17 protein-coding genes are annotated in these 18,160 nt (G+C 73.1%); 3 read left to right on the forward strand and 14 right to left on the reverse strand.

All coding sequences use genetic code 11. From position 1 onward, the window contains the following. Nucleotides 1–20 precede the first annotated feature (20 nt). The 5 genes from ACQUQ1_RS03625 to ACQUQ1_RS03645 form a co-directional block, all read right to left on the reverse strand. Nucleotides 21–1,013 carry an NAD-dependent epimerase/dehydratase family protein gene (locus ACQUQ1_RS03625; RefSeq protein WP_435062904.1) on the reverse strand — a complete coding sequence of 331 codons (993 nt, stop codon included), beginning with the start codon at nucleotides 1,011–1,013 and terminating at the stop codon, nucleotides 21–23. Nucleotides 1,014–1,083: 70 nt separating this feature from the next. After that, a complete protein-coding gene (locus ACQUQ1_RS03630; RefSeq protein ID WP_435062905.1) occupies nucleotides 1,084–1,536 on the reverse strand; it encodes a DUF7313 family protein in 453 nt (150 codons plus the stop codon). Between the two features lie 81 nt (nucleotides 1,537–1,617). After that, nucleotides 1,618–2,325: a hypothetical protein gene (locus ACQUQ1_RS03635; protein ID WP_435062906.1), complete on the reverse strand. Its 708-nt coding sequence runs from the start codon at nucleotides 2,323–2,325 to the stop codon at nucleotides 1,618–1,620. A 107-nt stretch (nucleotides 2,326–2,432) separates the two neighbouring features. Beyond that, nucleotides 2,433–3,779, reverse strand: a complete 1,347-nt coding sequence (locus tag ACQUQ1_RS03640; protein WP_435062907.1) for a M28 family peptidase — start codon at nucleotides 3,777–3,779, stop codon at nucleotides 2,433–2,435. Nucleotides 3,780–3,882: 103 nt separating this feature from the next. Then, the gene (locus ACQUQ1_RS03645; protein WP_435062908.1) at nucleotides 3,883–4,524 is read right to left on the reverse strand and encodes a DUF420 domain-containing protein; all 642 of its coding nucleotides are present in this window, start codon (nucleotides 4,522–4,524) and stop codon (nucleotides 3,883–3,885) included. A gap of 107 nt (nucleotides 4,525–4,631) precedes the next feature. Between ACQUQ1_RS03645 and ACQUQ1_RS03650 the strand changes: the two genes are divergently transcribed. Then, complete coding sequence (locus ACQUQ1_RS03650) at nucleotides 4,632–5,147, forward strand: NUDIX domain-containing protein (RefSeq protein ID WP_435062909.1); 516 nt, start codon at nucleotides 4,632–4,634, stop codon at nucleotides 5,145–5,147. 60 nt (nucleotides 5,148–5,207) lie between these two features. Next, a complete protein-coding gene (locus tag ACQUQ1_RS03655) occupies nucleotides 5,208–5,975 on the forward strand; it encodes a M48 family metalloprotease (RefSeq protein ID WP_435062910.1) in 768 nt (255 codons plus the stop codon). Nucleotides 5,976–6,031: 56 nt separating this feature from the next. Here ACQUQ1_RS03655 and ACQUQ1_RS03660 read toward each other — a convergent pair whose 3' ends face one another. From ACQUQ1_RS03660 to ACQUQ1_RS03680, 5 genes are all read right to left on the reverse strand, one after another. After that, a complete protein-coding gene (locus tag ACQUQ1_RS03660) occupies nucleotides 6,032–7,078 on the reverse strand; it encodes an NAD(P)-dependent glycerol-1-phosphate dehydrogenase (protein ID WP_435062911.1) in 1,047 nt (348 codons plus the stop codon). Nucleotides 7,079–7,342: 264 nt separating this feature from the next. Then, entirely contained in the window at nucleotides 7,343–8,059 is a 717-nt protein-coding gene (locus ACQUQ1_RS03665; protein WP_435062912.1) for a LysE family transporter, read from the reverse strand. 82 nt (nucleotides 8,060–8,141) lie between these two features. Further along, a complete protein-coding gene (locus ACQUQ1_RS03670) occupies nucleotides 8,142–8,846 on the reverse strand; it encodes a TMEM165/GDT1 family protein (protein WP_435062913.1) in 705 nt (234 codons plus the stop codon). Then, nucleotides 8,843–9,559, reverse strand: a complete 717-nt coding sequence (locus ACQUQ1_RS03675; RefSeq protein WP_435062914.1) for a metal-dependent transcriptional regulator — start codon at nucleotides 9,557–9,559, stop codon at nucleotides 8,843–8,845. The genes ACQUQ1_RS03670 and ACQUQ1_RS03675 overlap by 4 nt, the downstream gene beginning before the upstream one ends. A 90-nt stretch (nucleotides 9,560–9,649) precedes the next feature. Then, on the reverse strand, nucleotides 9,650–10,870 hold the full coding sequence (locus ACQUQ1_RS03680; protein ID WP_435062915.1) for a threonine synthase: 1,221 nt from the start codon (nucleotides 10,868–10,870) through the stop codon (nucleotides 9,650–9,652). 140 nt (nucleotides 10,871–11,010) lie between these two features. Between ACQUQ1_RS03680 and ACQUQ1_RS03685 the strand changes: the two genes are divergently transcribed. Beyond that, nucleotides 11,011–12,333: an NAD(P)/FAD-dependent oxidoreductase gene (locus ACQUQ1_RS03685; RefSeq protein WP_435062916.1), complete on the forward strand. Its 1,323-nt coding sequence runs from the start codon at nucleotides 11,011–11,013 to the stop codon at nucleotides 12,331–12,333. 25 nt (nucleotides 12,334–12,358) lie between these two features. On the opposite strand, the gene ACQUQ1_RS03690 is transcribed toward ACQUQ1_RS03685, so the two are convergent. From ACQUQ1_RS03690 to ACQUQ1_RS03705, 4 genes are all read right to left on the reverse strand, one after another. Beyond that, nucleotides 12,359–14,044, reverse strand: a complete 1,686-nt coding sequence (locus tag ACQUQ1_RS03690) for a potassium channel family protein (protein ID WP_435062917.1) — start codon at nucleotides 14,042–14,044, stop codon at nucleotides 12,359–12,361. Between the two features lie 136 nt (nucleotides 14,045–14,180). Next, nucleotides 14,181–15,728, reverse strand: coding sequence for a TrkH family potassium uptake protein (locus tag ACQUQ1_RS03695; protein ID WP_435062918.1), 1,548 nt, complete (start codon nucleotides 15,726–15,728; stop codon nucleotides 14,181–14,183). 105 nt (nucleotides 15,729–15,833) lie between these two features. Beyond that, nucleotides 15,834–17,063, reverse strand: a complete 1,230-nt coding sequence (locus ACQUQ1_RS03700) for a thiamine pyrophosphate-dependent dehydrogenase E1 component subunit alpha (protein WP_435062919.1) — start codon at nucleotides 17,061–17,063, stop codon at nucleotides 15,834–15,836. Nucleotides 17,064–17,106: 43 nt separating this feature from the next. Beyond that, the gene (locus ACQUQ1_RS03705; protein WP_435062920.1) at nucleotides 17,107–18,147 is read right to left on the reverse strand and encodes an NAD(P)-dependent alcohol dehydrogenase; all 1,041 of its coding nucleotides are present in this window, start codon (nucleotides 18,145–18,147) and stop codon (nucleotides 17,107–17,109) included. Nucleotides 18,148–18,160: the final 13 nt, after the last annotated feature.

Here is an 18,160-nt window from a genome sequence, read left to right on the forward strand (position 1 = left end):
CGACGCCGTCCCGCCCCCGGCTACTCGGTCAGCGCCTCGATCGCCGCCTCCTCGCTCGCCCGGTCGAGCGAATCCTCCGGGCCGGTCACGCCCGCCTCGACGTGCGCGAGGGCGGTCTCGGCCACGGACTCCGCCGGCGGCGTCGGCTCCCACCCGAGCGCCGCGAGCTTCCCCGTCGACGCGAGCATCGGCGAGGGCGCGTACAGCGGGACGTCCCCCGGGTCGACGTCGTGGGCGGCGAGTTCGCGCTCGCTCGCGTGGACCGGCTTCACCTCCGTATCGAGCGCGTCCGCGATCAGCTCCAGCGACCGGTCCAGCGAGTACGCCGTCCGGTCGGCCGCGTTGTACGCCTCGCCGGGCTCGCCCTCCTCGGCGACGAGCAGGAGGGCGTCCGCGAGGTCCGCCACGTACACCCGGTGGAGGAGCGAGCCGCCGTCGCCGGGCACGAGCACCTCGTCGTGTTCCGCGACGCGGTTCACCCAGTAGCCGAAGCGCTCGGTGTAGTCGTGGGGGCCCTGAACGAGCATCGGCCGGACGGCCATCGCCTCGACGCCGTCGGCGGCGGCCGCGAAGACGGCGCGGTCGCACTCGGCCTTCCGCGGGCCGTACGTCTCGGCGGAGTCGTCGTCCTCCTGCTCGGGGTCGCACGGGTGCAACGGGGTGTGGTCCTCGCGCATCGGCACGTCGCCGGGGACGTAGGCCGACCCCGAGGAGACGTACACGTAGCGCGCGTCGGCGAACACGTCGGTCGCCTCGCGCACCTCGCCGGGGTGGAGGCCGACGAGGTCGACGACGACGTCCGGGTCGACCGCGTCGCGGGCGGCCGCCAGGTCCGCGCGGACGGTTCGGTCGCCGGTCCGGTTCTCCACCCCGTCCCGGTCCGCGAACGGGTCGTCGTGCTCGCCGCGGGTGAGCGTCGTCACGTCGTAGCCGCCGTCGAGGAACGCCTCGACGGTGTGGCGGCCGATGAAGCGGGTGCCGCCGACGAACAGCGCGGCGTCGTAGCTGGCCATGGGGAGTCCAGCGACAGCGGGGGGAAAACCGTTGGCGTCCCGGCCGTCCGGGGGACGACCGACGGGACGCTCAGACGATGGAGTTCCAGATCGGCTCGACGAGGAAGAACAGCGCCTGGTAGGAAGCGTACGCGATGACGAGCCCGGAGGCGACGATGGCGCTCTTGGGCTTGTCGACCTCCATGTCGTTGCGAGCCTCGACGCGGCGGGACTCGTACTCGAAGAAGTCCGAGATGACCATCCCGAGCACGAGGACCGACAGCACCATCCCGCCGTGGGGGTGGACGACCATGAACGCGAACGAGAGCACGACCAGCAGGACGTTCACGACCTCGTGCGGGAGGTACCGGCTGAGCTCCTCGTCGTCGTCGCCCTCGGCGGCCGCGCGCTCGAAGCTCTTCTGGGCGAGCAGGCGCGTGACGACGTTGACCAGCACGACCGCGAGGATGAGGAACGGCAACACCCCCGCCACGGACTCCAGCGCCCCGAGGGGGACGAGGAACTCCAGCGGTGACGGTAACATGGGGGGAAATCGGTCCACGACTCATTAGAAGCTTTCCAATCCCGTGCGGCGCCGCGGGCGGGCGGCGGTCGCGGCCCCGCCTCACTCGGAGCGGGCCATCCCGGGGGTGCGCACGAACGGGACGTGCCCGTCGACGGCGACCTCGATGTCCGTCTCGGGCGGCACGACGCCGGCGACCGCGCCGTCGACGATCAGGCGCACGTCGCACTCGTCGCGCTCCACCCGCAGGACCGTCCCGTCGTCGACCACCCACGTGTCGCTCCGGGTCGCGAACGGCGACACCGGGACGACCGACAGCCCGGTGCCGGGCGCGAGGACGGCCCCGCCGGCGGCGCGCGCGTAGCCGGTCGACCCCGCGGGCGTGGCGACGACGACGCCGTCCGCGCGGAACCGCTCGACCGTCCCGTCGCCCGTGCGCACGGCGTACTCGGAGATGCGAGCCGGCTCGACGGTCATCAGCGTCGCGTCCAGCAGCGCCCGCTCGCGGGGCTCGCCGCCGACGGAGACGCGCAGGGTCGCGTGCGAGGCCGTCCGCCGCTCGCCGGCGGCCGCCTCCGACAGCACGGCGTCGGCGTCGACCTTCGGGACGGCGTAGCGACCCACCCCGGCGGCGACCGGAAGCACCGGCGCCGCCGGTCCCGACAGCGCCGTCTCGACCAGCGCGGACTCGCCGAGGGTGACGACCGCGTCCGGGTCGGCGTCGGCGGCGACGACCGCGCCGCCGGCGGCCTCGACCGCCTCGCGGAGCGTGCCGTCGTCGCCGACGAGCGCCGCGCGGAAGTCGCTCATGGTGGCGGGGTAGACGTGGTGCCGACTTAACCGACGGGGTCTCGGGCGGCGGTCGAGCCGACGGCGGTTCCCGGGTCGGCTGCGGCGCCCCGACCGGCCGACGGCGACTACTCCGCGACGGCGCCGTCGTCGTCGTAGGGCCAGTCGCCGATCACCTTCATGCCGGCCGCCTGGTCCTCCGCCTCCAGCGCGGCCGCGATCTCGCTCGGGTCGCGGCGGGCGACCGCGGTTCCCTCGTCCGCCAGATCGGCCACGAGCGCCGTCAGGAGGATCGCCTGCTCGCGGAGGTTCCGCGGCTCCAGTTTCTCCAGGGTGTCGGCCTCGGTGTGGCCCCAGCCGCGCCCGCGACCCTCGGTCTCGCCGGAGACCATGTACCCCGGAACGCCGTGGATCACGAACGGCCAGTGGTCGCTGTGGGGCACCTGCTCCTCGCTCGTCGACACCGGGTGGTCGAACCGGTCCGCGAGGCGGTCGGCGGCGGCGGTCAGGTCGTCGAAGCCGTGCGTCGACAGCGACAGCGTCCGCCCGAAGACGTTGGAGTCGACGTTCACGATCGCCTCGATCGCCTCGCGGTCCGCCCGGTCGGCCTCGACCGAGGAGCCGACGAGGCCGACCTCCTCGGCGCCGTAGGCGACGAACCGGACGCGGGTGTCGAGTTCGTCCTCGACGGCGGCGAGCGCGTTCGCCACCTCGACGATCGTGGCGGTCCCGGCGCCGTTGTCCATCGCGCCCTCCGCGATGTCGTGGGCGTCGACGTGCGAGGAGACGAGCACCTCCTCCTCCGTGTCCGGACCCAACTCGGCCATCGCGTTGCCGCTCGTGGCGTCGGGCGTCTCGCAGTCGACCGAGACGGTGACCGAGTCGCCCTCCGCCCGGCGCGCGAGGCGCGCGCCGACCTCCGCCGAGACGCCGACCGCGGGGATCTGCCCGATGGGGTCGTCCTCGGTGCCGACGGAGCCGGTCGGGGGGAGACACCCCTCGACGTGGTTTCGGAAGACGAACGCGGCGGCGCCGTGCTCGACGGCGTAGTAGTACTTCTCCCGGCGGTGGACGAACCGGTCGAAGTCGTCGGGCACGTCCGTGGACACCATCACGACGTTGCCCGCGACGTCGCCCTCCTCGAAGTCCGAGGGGAGGCCGTGGCCCAGGTCGACGAACTCCGCGGTCGCCTCCCCCGCCGGCGACCGCGGGAGCGCGATGCACGGCTCCCGTCGGACGCCGTCCGCGATCCCGGCGTCGCCGCGGACCCACCCCTGGAGGTCGAACTCCTCGATGCGGGCGTCGCGACAGCCCGCCTCGGCGAGCGCGTCGCGGACGAGTTCGAGCCCCTCGCGCTCGCCGGGCTGGCCGGCCATGCGGTTGCCCACGTCGACGAGGTCCTCCAGCAGGTCCCAGCCGGCGTCGCTCGTGAACGTCTCGCCGATCCAGTCGGTCCGCTCCGTGAGGTCCGTCACGCCCGCCCGGTGCGCGTGTCCGGGCAAAGAGGTTCGGGAGGCGGCCGGCGCGACCGGCAGTCGCGCGTCCGGCTGGCGGTCGGTCGGTCCGTCGACCCCGCCGCTACCGCGCCACCCGGACGAACTCGAAGGCGTACACCCAGTTGAGCAGGACGTACGTCACGACGCCGAGCGTGAGCGAGACGATCCACGTCCCCGCGGCCCACCGACCGACCCGCCTGTGGGGCGTCTCCGTGCGCAACTCCTCGGGCGTGTGGGTCCACCCGAGCACGACGGCGTACAGGACCACCGGGACCGTCAGCACCGACAGCAGGATGTGGACCGCGAGCATCGCGAGGTAGGCGGCCTCGACGGCGCCCGCGTACGCGCCGAGGAACGCCGTCTCGCGGATCACGATGTGCTTCTCGCCCGGGCCGCCGCCCACCTTGGCGAGGTACATCACGAGGAACACCATGATCAGCCCGAAGGACGCGCTCATCGCGGCGGCGTGCTTGCGGACCTCCCCGCGGCGGATCCAGCGCCAGCCGAGCACGAGCAGCACCGTCGTCACGGTGTTGACCGCGGCGATAGCGTGGCTCAGGACGTTCACCTCCGCCTGCGTCAGCGTCGGGAACACCGAGTCCGGGACGACGCCGGCGAACGTCCCGATCACCAGCGCGTAGCCGACGACCGACACCACCGCGACCGTGGCGCGCGGGTACTCCTTCACCGTCCCCACGGGACCGCTCGCGTCCGCTGTTGCCATTGCCGGGGCTTGGACCGGCGACGCCTTGCGTCTTCGGGTTCGCGCGCCGAACGGTCGGGCTGCCTCAGGCCGGAGGCGTTTTCTTGCCCGCGCCCGCCCCGGGTCGCATGGTCACCGACGCCTCGCGCGAGGCGGTCGACGCCGCGGTCGCCCGCCTCCGCGACGAGTGGGGCGAGTGCCCGGTCGCCGAGCCCCGCTGGGAGGTGACGCCGGCCGAGTGGGACCGCGACCGGACCCGCTTCGAGGCGGACACCCTCGGCGGCGCGGGCGCGTGGGTCCGCCGCGCCGACGGCGCCGCGCTCCTCGTCCGCCACGTCGACGAGGACGGCTGGTCCGAACCCGGCGGCAAGCAGGAACCCGGGGAGTCGCTCGCGGAGACGGCCGTCCGGGAGACCCGCGAGGAGACGGGCGTCGAGATCGACCTCGGCGGACTGGTGATGCTCCATCGGGTGGCCGTGGAGGCGCCCGATCGGCCGACCCTGTTCCGACTGATCGCGGCCTTCGACGCCGACTACGCCGGCGGGGATCCGAGGCCCCGCGAGGGCGAGATCGCCGAGGTCCGCTGGGTCCACGACCACCCGGACGACCTGCTGTACCCCGAGGTGGCGGAGTACCCGCTGTAGCGGGTCGCCGTCGGTCCTCGGCGGGGAAAGGCCTACACGCTCCGACGCGAACCCGTCGGTGTGACCCTCCCCGCGCTGCTCGGCGCGGCCCTCTCGTGGGCCGTCGACTGGTGGGAGCTGTGGGCGCTCATCGCCGTCGGCCTCCTCGGCGTCCGCCTCGCGCCCGCCGTCGTCGCCCGCTCGGAGCGTCCCGAGCCCCTGCCCGAGGAGGTCGCCCGCGCGGTCGAGCGCGTCGGCGTCCCGGTCGAGCGCGTCGGCGTCCTCCGTCGCGACGGGCGGGTGCTCGCGTACGCCGCGGGGCTGACCGCCGGCCACGGCCGGGTGTTCGTCTCGACCGGCCTCCTCCGGGAACTCGACGCCGAGGGCGTCGCCGCGGTCGTCCGCCACGAGCACGCCCACCTCGCGCGCGGCCACGTGCCGATCAGGCTCGGGATCCCCTGCGCGTACGCCGTCGCGTGGGCAGTCGACGCGACGCTGTTCGGCCGCGCGGGCCTGCTCGTCGGCGCGGCGCTCGCGGTGCCGCTGGCGTACCTCTCGGTGCGCGTCGCCCGCTGGAGCGAATTCGACGCCGACGCGGACGCCGCGAGACACGCCGGCGGCGACTTCCGGGACGCGCTCGCCCGCCTCGCCGCCGCCGGCCACCTCGGGCGGACCGCCCCCGCGGGCGGTCGGCTCCGGCGGGCGCTCGCGGCGCTGTCGATGCACCCGCCGCTGCGCGAGCGGCTCCGGCGGCTGGACGAGCGAGACCGGCGCGAGTCCCCGGGGGCGACCGACCCGGACGCGACCCCCGACGCGCCGCCGGCTCCGGCGGCCCGCGGCGACGACTGACCGGATGTCGGGAGCGGACGGCGGTCGGCTCGCCGGGGCGACCCGGCCGGTGCGCCCTAGATGACGCCCGTGAACGTCGCGACCTCGGTCGCGGCGTCGCGGTTGACGCCGTCGCCGAGGATGGTGTAGCGGTCGCGGATGCCGTGTGCGGTCGTCAGCGCCTCGATCACGGTCTCGCCGTCGATCCCCAACTCGCCGGCTGTCGTCGGCGCGCCGATCGCCTTCAGGGCGTCGCGGATGGCGCGCCACTGGCCGGTCTCGCCGGTGTGGAGGTACTCCGTGAGGATGGAGCCGACGCCCACCTGATGGCCGTGCAGCGCCGGCGACTCGGCGACGCGGTCGAGCTGGTGGGAGAACAGGTGCTCGGCGCCCGAGGCGGGCCGCGAGGAGCCGGCGATCGACATCGCGACGCCCGAGGAGACGAGCGCCTTCGAGACGATCCACGACGACTCCTCGAGCCCCTGCTTGATCGAGTCGGCGTTGTCCACGAGCATCTCGGCGGTCATCTCCGAGAGCGCGCCGGCGTACTCGCTGTACTCGACGTTCTTCAGCCGGCGGGCGAGCCGCCAGTCCTTGACGGCGGTGTAGTTGGAGATGATGTCGGCGCAGCCGGCGGTCGTGAGGTCCCAGGGCGCGTTCGCCATGATCTCCGTGTCGGCGATGACCGCCAGCGGCGGGTCGGCCGCGACCGAATGGCGGGTGTCCCCCTCGGGGATCGACGAGCGGCCGGAGACGATGCCGTCGTGGCTCGCGGCGGTGGGGACGGAGACGAACCCCACCCCGAGCTCGTCGGCGGCCATCTTCGCGAGGTCGATCGGCTTGCCGCCCCCGAGCGCGACCAGGAACGTCGCCTCGGCGGCCTCCGCGGCCTCGACCACCCGTGCGACGGACTCGAAGCCGGCCGACTCGACGGTCACGGTCTCCACGCCGTCGAACTGCGCGCGCACCCGGTCGCCCGCGAGGTCGTTCGGCGTCGGCGAGGTGACGAGCAGGGGTGTGCCGGACAGCGACAGCTCCGCGACGGCCGTCCCGACGTCGTCGAGGACGCCGTGCCCGACGAGGACGTTCCGCGGGAGCTTGATCCACGTCGACTTCGCGAACATACCCTCCCGGTTCCGACCGGGGCACAAAGGCGTTGTCGTGTCGCCGGTGCGGGTCCCCGGCGTCGCCCCGCCGACGCGGCCGGCGCTCCGGTCGCCCGTCCCGCCGAGGGTTGAAGTCGGATCCCGGGGCCAGTCGCCCGCGTGACCTGATGACCGCTCCGGCGCGGGCGCGGGTGTGCGGCGGCACGCGTCGGAGGACGGGAGCGACCAGTTCGAGAGGGGGACGCTCCCGACGCGCGCCGTCGCCTGTCTGCCCCTAGCCGCCTATCCGGACGCGAGATCGGCGAACGCCGCCTCCGCGAGCGGGCCGAGCGTGCCTGCCGCGTCGGCCAGGAAGACGACACCGAAGCCGGCCAACAGCAGCGCGGACAGCGCGGCGACGGCGGGCGCGAGCGCCTCCACCCGGCGGCGGGCGGCGACCAACGCGCCGGGGAACGCAGTTATCCACAGCCCGATGCCGGCGAAGAAGCCGACGAGCAGCGTGGGGCTCCCCGTCTCGACGATCAGCCCGCCGGCGAGGGCGGGAACCTCCGCGACGGCGAACACGTCGATCCGGCCGGGCTCCAGCAGGCCGACGCCGACTGTGAGCCAGAACAGCACCTGATACGGGTTCGCCAGCGCCAGCGCCAGCGCCTTCCGGAAGCCCGCGGACTCGCCCTCCTCGACGGCCGCCTCGACGCCGAGGAACGAGCCGCGGACCGCGCGGGCGGCGCCGTACGCGTAGTACAGCATGAGGACGCCGCCGGCGCCCACCATGACGCCGCGGACGAGCGGCGCCCGGTCGAGGAAGCCGACGACGCCGACGAGCGCGAGCAGGAAGAAGATCCCGTCGGCGGTGGCGGCGCCCAGGCCGGCCCGGAAGCCGGCCGACCACCCGCGGAGCACGCTCTCCTCGGCGATGACGGCGTTCATCGGGCCGGGCGGCGCGGCCAACGCGAGGCCGAAGACGACGCCGGCGAGCAGCGACGCGAGCGCGGACACTACCCCGATCGGGGCGCCCGGCCGTGAATAACGCCGCGGTTTCGGGCGGCGGCGCGTCGGAGGTCGCGGCCCCGGGGCGACCTCACACCAGCGCGAGCACCGCGTTCGACACCGCGCCGACGAGGGTCTCCCAGATCGAGAACCCGGTGACCAGCGACAGCACCGTGTCGAGCCCGAAGAACGCGAACAGCGCCGCGCCCGCGAGGTGGGCCTTCCGCACGTCGAAGCGGTGGCTGAACCGGTGGAACACGTACGCGTTCGCCAGGCTCACGGGGATGACCGCGGCCATCTCCCCCACCCAGATCGCGGACGTGGCACCGTACTGGGCGGCGAGGCCGATGGTGATCAGCTGGGTCTTGTCGCCGAACTCGCCGGCGGCCATCATCGCGAAGATGGAGAGGAAGCTCCCGACCCGCCCGGATATCTCCCGGCCGAACAGGCTGACGCTCCCGTCGACGCCCGAGAGCACCTGCCCCCCGTCGGGCTCGGCGGCGTGCGGTCCGGCGCCGGACTCCGGCGCCGACCGGACGAGCAGCACGGCGAACGCGAGGAACATGACCGCGGTGAACGCGTCGAGCAGCGCCGCCGACAGTATCGACTGAAGGGCGGCGCCGAAGGCGATCTCCAGGGCCGTCCAGCCGGCGAAGGCGGCGCCCGCGGCCGCGACGACCACCGACGGGCGGTAGCGCGTCGAGAGCCCGGCGATGATGAACTGCACCTTCTCGCCGGGGAGGACCGCGAGCTGTGCGACCGCCGCCACGACGACGATCTCCCAGTACCCGCTCATGCCCCGCCGACCCCCCCGTTGGTCGTGGCGCGCTCGTCGGCGCCCTCGGCGGACCTGACCCGGACGGCGGCCGCGATCGCCTCGGGGAGGCTCTGTTCGCGCCCGGCGCCGTCCGGGTCGACCGTGACCGTCACCATCCCGAAGGGGGCGACGTCACGGACCTCGACGGTCGTCCCCGGGGTGATCCCGGCGCGGTCCAGGTACTCCAACTCCTCGTCGTCCCGGTCGCTGACGCGCGCGATGACGACCCGGTCGCCCACCTCGAACTCGGTGAGCGGCCGGGTGTCGTCCTCGGCGGGCGGTTCCAGATCCGCGCCCGGGATGGGGTCGCCGTGGGGGTCGACCGAGGGGTCGCCCAGCGCCGCGGCGACGCGCCGCTCGAACTCCTCGCTGATGTGATGTTCCAGCGCGTCCGCCTCCTCGTGGACCTCGCTCCAGGAGTAGTCGAGGTGCTCGGCGAGGTACGCCTCAAGCAGGCGGTGGTGCCGGATCACCTCCAGCGCGACCGTCCGCCCCTCGTCCGTCAGCTCCGCCCCCTTGTACTTCTCGCGCTCGACGAGCCCGCGGTCCTCGAGCGTCTCCAGCATGCTCGTCACCGTCGGCGCCGTCTTCCCGAGTCGGTCCGCGATCGCCGACGTGGACACCGGCGCCCCGTCCTCGGACTGGAGCACGTAGATAGCCTTCAGGTAGTCCTCCATCACGTCGCTCAACATTCAGTCGGGAGGGATTAGACGAGTCTAACTGATATAATCACCGGCTCGAATACCCGGGCGGGGGCACGTCTCGGGCCGCTTCCTCTCCGGTCAGATGCCCTTCCCCATCAGGTGACTGCGGAGCACGTCCGGCGTCTTCACGCCGGCGTCGGGGTTGACGATCACGACCGCGTCGTCGCGGCCGAGGTCGCCCGTCCCGGCGAGGTGCCACGCGCCCGCGAGCGCGACGCCGCCGGCGCCCCCGACCTCGATCACCTCGCTCTGAGCGACCGTGACGGCGCTCTCCAGGGCGTCGTCGTCCTCGACCGTGAGCGCGTCGCCGTCCGCCTCGTCCAGCGCCGCGAGCGCGAGGTCGCCGCCGGCGGGCGATTCGATCTCCAGTTCGCCGACGATCGTGTCGGGGCCGTTCCACGGCTCGACCCGGTCGGCGTCCGACCGGTGAGCCGTCGCGATGGGCGCACAGCCGGCGGCCTGGACGGCGTACACGTCAGGAAGCTCGTCGGCGAGCCCGAGCGCGACGAGGTCGCGGAGCCCGCGGACGACGCCGACGACCAGTTCGCCCGTGCTCGCGGGGAGGACGACCGCGTCCGGGAGCGGGGCGGCGCCGTCGGCGGAGTCGGCGTCGTCACCGGTCCCGTACCCGTCGACCGCGCCGAGCAGTTCGTACGCGAGCGTCTTCGCGCCGTCGTGGCGGTACGGCGTCGTGAACTCCTGGAGGGAGTGGTACTCGGCGGCCAGTTGCTCGTCGACCGCGGCGGCCGCGTCGCCGTACCGGCCGCCGACCACGCGCATCTCGCCGCCGTGGACGTTCACCATCGCCTTGTTCGAGAAGGCGGTCCTGGAGGGGACGAACGCGTACGAGCGGAGGTCCGTCCGGCCGGCGTACGCCGCCGCCGACTGTCCGGCGTTGCCGGCGGCCGCCAGCGCGAGCGGCTCGCGGCCGCGCTCGGCGGCGGCGGTCACCGCGAGGCTCATCCCGCGGTCGACGAAGGTGCCGGTGGGGTTGCGCCCCTCGTCCTTCACGAACGCGGCGGCGACGCCGAGTTCCTCTGCGAGGCGGTCCGTCCGCACGAGCGGGGTGTCGCCCTCGCCGGCGGTGATCGCGGCGTCGACCGGGAACGGAAGGAGCGCGCCGAACCGGTACTGTCCCGGTCCCGACCGGTCGCCGAACGCGGCAGGATCGACCGCGTCGAGGTCGTACGTCGGAGACAGCGGCGCGCCGCAGTCGGGACAGCGGCCGTGCTCGTCGACGCCGAACGGCTCCCCGCAGTCGGTGCACGACAGGCCGTCGAACGCGTCCGTCGTCTGCATCTGCCGGCGCTTGGGCCCGCCGCCGCATGGATGTGCTGGTTCGGTGTGGCGCTCGCCGGCCGACCGGAGGCGTCGACTGAGCCCCCTGGTCGCCGGACGGGACCGGGTACGCCTTTGTGCCGGAGGGCCCAAGCCGGGGTATGTCGAACTCGCCGAACGTCGTCGTCGCGGGCGCCGGCCTCGCGGGGCTGGTCGCCGCCCGACACCTCGCCGACGCGGGCGCGGAGGTCACCGTCTACGAGCGCCGTTCGGAGGCGGGCGGCCGGGTCCGCACCCGCCACGAGGACGGCTTCACCCTCGATCGCGGCTTCCAGGTGCTGTTCACCGGCTACCCGGCGGTCCGGCGGGAACTGGACGTGGACGCGCTCGACCTCCGGGAGTTCCGCCCCGGCGCCGTCATCTGTTCGACGGGCGAGGGCACGCGGAGCGTGCTCTCGGACCCGCTTCGCGACCCCCGCGCGTTGGTCGAGTCCGTCTTCAACCGGCGCGTGACGACGACCGACAAGCTCCGGACGCTCGCCCTCCGACAGGACCTCTCGACGCGCGACGAGTCGTGGTTCTTCTCGGGGCCGGACGCGAGCATCCGCGCGTACCTCCGCGACTGGGGCTTCTCCGAGCGCTACGTCGAGAACTTCGTGGCGCCCTTCTACGGGGGGATCACCCTCGACCGCTCGCTGTCTACCTCCAAGCACGTGTTCGCGTACACCTTCCGCGCGCTCTCGGAGGGCCGGATCGGCGTCCCCGCCGAGGGGATGGGCGCGGTCGCGAAGCAACTCCGGGAGGCCGCGGAGGAAGCCGGCGCGACCGTGGTCACCGGCGAGGGCGTCGAGGGCGTCGATCGCGACGACACGGGCGGTCCCGGCGACGGTCCGGCCGGCGGGAGCGACGGCGTCGTCGTCGAGACGACCGAGCGGGCCGTCGAGGCCGACGCCGCGGTCGTCGCCACCGACCCGCGGACGGCGCGCGAGTTGACCGACGTGGAGGCGATCCCGACGGAGGGCGTCCCGTCGACGACGCAGTACTACCGCCTTCCGGACTCGACACCCGTCTCCACGGGACGGAAGATCCTGCTCAACAGCGACGAACCCTCGCCGAACGTGGTCGTCCCGCTTTCGGACGTGGCGCCGGAGTACGCGCCCGACGGCGAGCAACTGCTGTGTGCGACGTTCCTCGGCGACGACGCCCGGTTCCGCGACGCCGACGACCTCGCCGCCGACGCGCGCGAGGCGCTGTCGGCGTGGTACCCCGAGCGCAGCTTCGAGGGGCTGGAGCCGATCCACACCGACCGGATCGAGTTCGCCCAGTTCGCCCAGCCGCCGGGCGTCCACGAGGGGTTGCCGGACGTGACCGACCCCGAGGGGCCGGTGTACCTCGCCGGCGACTACACCGAGTGGTCGTCGATCCAGGGGGCCATGGAGAGCGGCCGGACGGCCGCCCGCGCCGTCTGCGACGACCTCCGGTGAGCGGGGGACAGCGAGCCGAGCGGGGCTACTCCTCCATCGGTCGCGGCGTCACGTCGAACTGCGTGAGGAAGCGCCGGACGGCCTCGTCGGTCCCGACGATCACCAGCCGGTCGTCGGCCGCGATCGTCCGGTCCGGATCGAGACTCACGGTGAGTTCGCCCTCGTGCTCGATGGCGATGACGCGGCAGCCGGTCCGCTCGTAGATGCCGCTCTCGGCCAGCGTCCGCCCCGCGAACGGCTCCGCCGGCACCCGGTCGATCCGGATCTGGCTGCCGGCGCCGAGCACCTCCTCGCCGCGGAGTTCCCGGGCGACCATCCGGGCGCTGATACGGGGGACCGAGAGCACGTAGTCGGCGCCGGCGCGCAGCGCCTTCGTCGTCGCCTTCGCGTCGCTCATCCGCACGAGGATCTCGACGTCGGGGTTCAGTGACCGCGCGAGCACGGCCGTGAGCAGCGCCGTCGAGTCGTCCGGGACGCACACGAGGATAACCCCGGCGTCCTCGACGCCCGCCTCCCGGAGCGTGTCGCGGGAGCTCACGTCGCCGACGACGTCGACGTCCGGCCCCTCGACGACGTCGACGGTCGTCGTCGGCACGCCGGCCTCCTCCTCGACGACGGACAGCGCCGCGCGGCCCACCTCGCCCAGCCCCGCGACGACGACGCCCTCGTCGCGGCTGCGCGGACGGACCGGTCGGGCGGTCTCCCCGAGTTCCTCCAGCGCGTCGTGGTCGCCGGACACCAGCAACACCGTGTTCGCGCTGATGACCGCGTCGGGGTCCGGGGGGAGCTGGAGCTCGCCGTCGATCCACGCGCCCACGACGTTGGCGCCGGTCCGCTCCCGGATGCGCGAGTTCCGGATGCTGACGCCGTCGAGCGCGCTGTCGCGGCTCACGGAGATCTCCGTCACCTCCAGCCCCTCGGCGACGCCGACCGTGTCGTGGAGCTCCGAGGTGTACAGCGACATCGCCTTCCGCGCGAGGCGCTGGCCGAGGACGGCACGCGGTGAGAGGACGCTGTCGGCGCCGGTCGCCAGCAGCACGTCCCGCAGGGAGCTGTCGTCGGTCAGGGCGATCACCTCCACGTCCGACCGGATCGACCGGACCGTGAGGATCGTGTCCACGTTCGCCTCGCCAGCGTCCGTGATCACCGCCCGTGCGCCGCCGATGCTCGCGCGCTCGAACGCGCTCGTCTCCTGGGGCGAGCCGTGGATCGCCGAGTAGCCCTCGTCCGAGAGGTCGATCGCCTCCTCCTCGTCCGAGGAGACCAGCACGTAGTCGATCCCGAGCTGTTCGAGCTCCTCGAGGAGGACGGCGGAGTCGCGGTCGTACTCGCAGATGACGACGTGGTCGTTCTTCGGCGAGAGCCGGCTGTCGAGGTCGACTTCCGCCCCGGTGAACAGCGGGATGATGATCACCCGGAGCGTGAAGAACCCGACGCCGATGCCGCTGAGCTGCATGAACACCATGAACAGGTTCATCCACGGCGTCTCCCACGGCGAATCGGCGCCGTACCCCGTCGTCGTCATCGTCTCGGTGACCGTCTGGAACGACCGGAAGATCGACTGGGGCCGCCCCTCCAGCACCCGCATTCCGGTGTTGTAGAGGACAGTGTACAGCAGGACGAGCGCGGCCAGCCCGATCACGTAGTAGATGATGAGCCGGCTCCGTCGCGAGAGGTCGCCGGTCCGCGACGACCAGGGCATCCAGGGCATGAGGACTGTCCCCCGCTTGCGGGGCCTCCTACGAATCAGTTGCTGCCGGACCCCCGGATGGAGCGGGGTCCGGCCGGCGACCCGGGCGACGACTCGACGTCGACGCGGTCGCGGGCGGCGCGTTCGGGCGCCGGCCTCACCGCCGCCAGAACGCCGGCGTGAACACGACCAGCACCGAGAGCACTTCGAGCCGGCCGATCCACATCAGGAACACCATGTAGAGCTTCGCCGGGACCGAGAACGCCAGGAAGCTGTTCATCGGTCCGACGGGGCCGAATCCCGGCCCGACGTTCCCCAGCGTCGCGATGGCGACGCTCATCGCCTCCAACCCGGTCAACGAGACGTCCGGCGTCCGGAGGCTGTCGAGGTACAGCAGGACCGTGGAGAGCACGAACAGCAGGAGGAACAAGACGATGAACACGAACACGTCCCGGATGGTGTCGTCGTCGACGACCTCCTCGGCGAGCCGGATCGGCCTGACGGCATCGGGGTGAACCGAGGTGAACAGCGCCCGCCCGATCTCCTTTCGAACGAGCACCCAGCGGACGATCTTGATCGAGCCGGCCGCCGAGCCCGCCGAGCCCCCGAGGAAGTACGCGAACAACAGGATCGTCTGCGCGGAGGCGTCCCACGTGTTGAAGTCCATGCTCGCGTACCCCGTCGTGGTGACGACCGCGATCACCTGGAAGAGGCCCTGCCGGAGCGCGTTCTCCGGGTTGCCAGGGATCGGATCGACGGTCGTCGGGGTCTCGGCGAGGCCGACGCCGAGGAACAGCATCGCCGAGACGAGCGCGCCGACGGCGCCCATCGCGAGCAGGTACCCGCGGAACTCGGCGTTCTCGACCAGCCGGCGAGGCTCCCCCCGAAACACGTACCAGAACAGCGCGAAGTTCGTCCCCGCGACGACCATGAACGGCATCATCGCCCACTGGATCGCCGGCGCGAACGCCTCGGCGCTCCGGGCCTCCGGCGAGAAGCCCCCGGTGGGCAGCGTCGTGAGCGCGTGGGCGACCGCGTTGTACAGGTCCATGTTCGGCGCGACCCCCGCGAGGTGGAGGACGTAGTACACGAGCGCCGCCAGGAGCGTGAAGCCGGCGTAGATGCCCCACAGCGCGCGGGCCGTCTCCCGGATGCGCGGCGTCAGCTTCTCCAGGGACAACCCCGGCGCCTCCTCGCGTATGATCTGCGCCCCGCCCACCGACAGCTGCGGGAGGATCGCGACCATCAGGACCAGGATCCCCATCCCGCCGAGCCACTGGGTGAGCTGGCGCCACATGAGCATCGCGCGCCCGTGGCGCTCGACCGATATCTCCCCGAGCACGGTCGCGCCCGTCGTCGTGAACCCGCTCATGCTCTCGAAGAGGGCGTTCACCGGACTCGCGACGGTGCCCGTCCCGGCGACGAGGTACGGCACGGCCCCCGCGGCGGGGACGAGCAGCCACGCGAGGCTGACGAGCAGGAACCCCTCGCGGTTGCCCAGTTCGCCGTCGCCGCCGACCTGCTCCATGAGGGTCCCGGTCACGAGCATGAGGGCGCTGGTCGCCACGAACGGGAGCGGGTCCTCGGCGTAGTAGAGCGCGAGCGCCAGCGGGAACAGCGGCGTGACGCCGATGTACTTGAGCACGGTCCCGACGTAGGCCACGCTCACCCGGTAGTTCACGGAGACGTCCGGCAGACTGACCATCGAATAGCCCTATCAACTGACGGGCGCCTGATGGTCGTTTCGGGACGCGACGGCCCGACCGACCGCGACGGGTCGCGTCCCGGCGCGGGCCCGCCTCGCCCTCCCCTACTCCTCGCGCAGGAACGCGTCCTCGCCGTGGCGCTCGATCGCCGCCAGCAGGCCCTCCCGCTGGCGGTCCAGTTCGGGCGTCGTCTCGGCGTACACGTCCGCGAACATGTCGGCGGGGTCGGCCTCGAAGCGCTCGGCGGCGTCGATGACCTCGGCGACACGGTCGTCGGCCTCCTCGCGCACCGACTCGATCAGGTCGTCGTCGGCGATCCCCTCGCGCCGGAGGAACCCCTCCATGCGGGGGATCGGGTCCCACGCCCGCCAGGGCTCGGCCTCCCCGTCGTCGCGGTAGACGCTCGGGTCGTCGGCGGTCGTGTGGGCGCCGAAGCGGTACTCCACCGTCTCGATCAGCGTCGGCCGGTGGTCGTAGCCGCGGCCGCCGGCGTCCCCGTCGCTCCCGCCGTCAGCGTCGCCGTCGCCGTTGCCGCCGGCGGCGCGCGCCTTCCGCGCCGCCTCCGCGACGACCCGGTACACCGCCAGCGGGTCCATCCCGTCGACGCGGACGCCCTCGAAGCCGTACGCCTCGGCCTTCTGTGCGAGCGTCCGGCTCGCCGTCTGCTCCTCCCGGGGGACCGAGATGGCCCACTGGTTGTTGTGACAGACGAACACGCTCGGCGCGTCGAACACGCCCGCGAAGTTCAGCGCCTCGTGGAAGTCGCCCTCGCTGGTGGCGCCGTCGCCGAAGTGGGCGCACGCGACCCGGTCGTCGCCGCGGTAGTCGAACGCCATCGCCGCGCCGACGGCGTGGGGGAGGTGCGCCCCGATGCCGATGTTGAGCGGGAACACGTCGATGTCGGCGAGGCCGGCGGTGCCCGCCTCGTGGCCCATCCAGTAGGCGAGGTACTCGGCGGGGAACCCGCGGGCGATCACCGCGCCGTGCTCGCGGTACTGGTAGAACACCGGGTCGTCGTCGCGGAGGGCGTGCGTGGCGGCGACGGAGCTGGCCTCCTGGCCCTCGATGGCGGCGTAGGTGCCGATCCGGCCCTGGCGCTGGAGGCTGACCGCCCGCTCGTCGAAGCGGCGCGCGGTCACCATGTCGCGGTAGATGTCGACCAGCGTCTCCTCGGGGAGGTCGGGGACCTCGCCGACGACCTCGCCGTCCGGACCGAGCACGCGGTACACCTCGCCCATCGGGTCCGGGACCTCCCGCGCGTCCGCCGCGCGGTCGCCCCCGGCGACCGCTGCCTCCTCGCCGCCCGCCTCGTCGTCGGATCCGGTGTCGCTCATACCCGCACGTGTGACCCCGGGAGGGTAGCCGTTTCGGCGCCGGCTACGGCTCGATGACCGCCCGGCCGTCGATCTCGCCGTGCTCTAAGCGCTCGGCGACGGTGTTCACCTCGTCCAGCGAGTAGCGGCTCGTGTGCAGGTCGACCTCGCCGCGCTCGACGAGCGCGACGAGCTCCTGGAGCTCGGTGTACCGGCCCACGAGCGTCCCCTTGTAGCTGAACTCGCCGTTCACGAGCGACTGCGCCGGCTCGTGGATGTGGCCGCCGTAGCCGATCACGTGGTGGTCGCCGCCGGCGGCGACGATGTCGGGCGCCAGCCCCGTGGTCTGGTCGGCGCCGACGAAGTCGAGCACCTGCGCGGCGCCCACGTCGTCGGTGAGGTCGGCGATCACGTCCGGCACGTCCTCGCTCGCGGGGTCGACGGTGTGGCGTGCGCCGAGGTCGGCGGCCAGCTCGCGCGCCGACTCCTTCAGGTCGAGCGCGACGATGTCGGCGGCGCTCATCGCGTCGAGGCACTGGAGGCCGATGTGGCCGAGGCCGCCGACGCCGATGACGACCGCGGTGTCGCCGGGGTTGAGCTCGCGGGCGGCCTTCTTGACCGCGTGGTAGGCCGTGATCCCCGCGTCGGCGTGGGGCGCGATGTCGGTCGTGTCCACGTCGCCCGGCAGGGGGATGACCGCACGCTCGTTCGTGTGGAGGTACTCGGCGAAGCCGCCGTCGTGGGTGAGCCCCGGGAAGCGGACGTTCTCGCAGTACATGTCCTCGCCCTGCCGGCACGGGCGGCACGTCCCGCAGGTCATCACCGGGTGACAGATGACGCTGTCGCCCTCCTCGACGGTCTGTACCTCCGGACCGACCTCGACGACCGTCCCGGCGTTCTCGTGGCCGAGCGTGAGCGGGAGTTCCTGCGGGACGTACTCCTGCCACATCCCCTCGATGATGTGGTTGTCCGTCTGGCACCACCCCGCGCCCTCGACCTCGACGATCACGTCGTCGGAGGCCTCGGCCGTCGGTCGGTCGACCTCGTCGATCGTGAGGGCGTTCGCCATGTCGTCGGTGTACTCGTGGAGTCTAGCTGCTTGCATTGTGGTATCGTGT

The sequence above is a fragment of the Halobaculum sp. EA56 genome (genome assembly GCF_051195075.1).
Lineage (GTDB): Archaea > Halobacteriota > Halobacteria > Halobacteriales > Haloferacaceae > Halobaculum.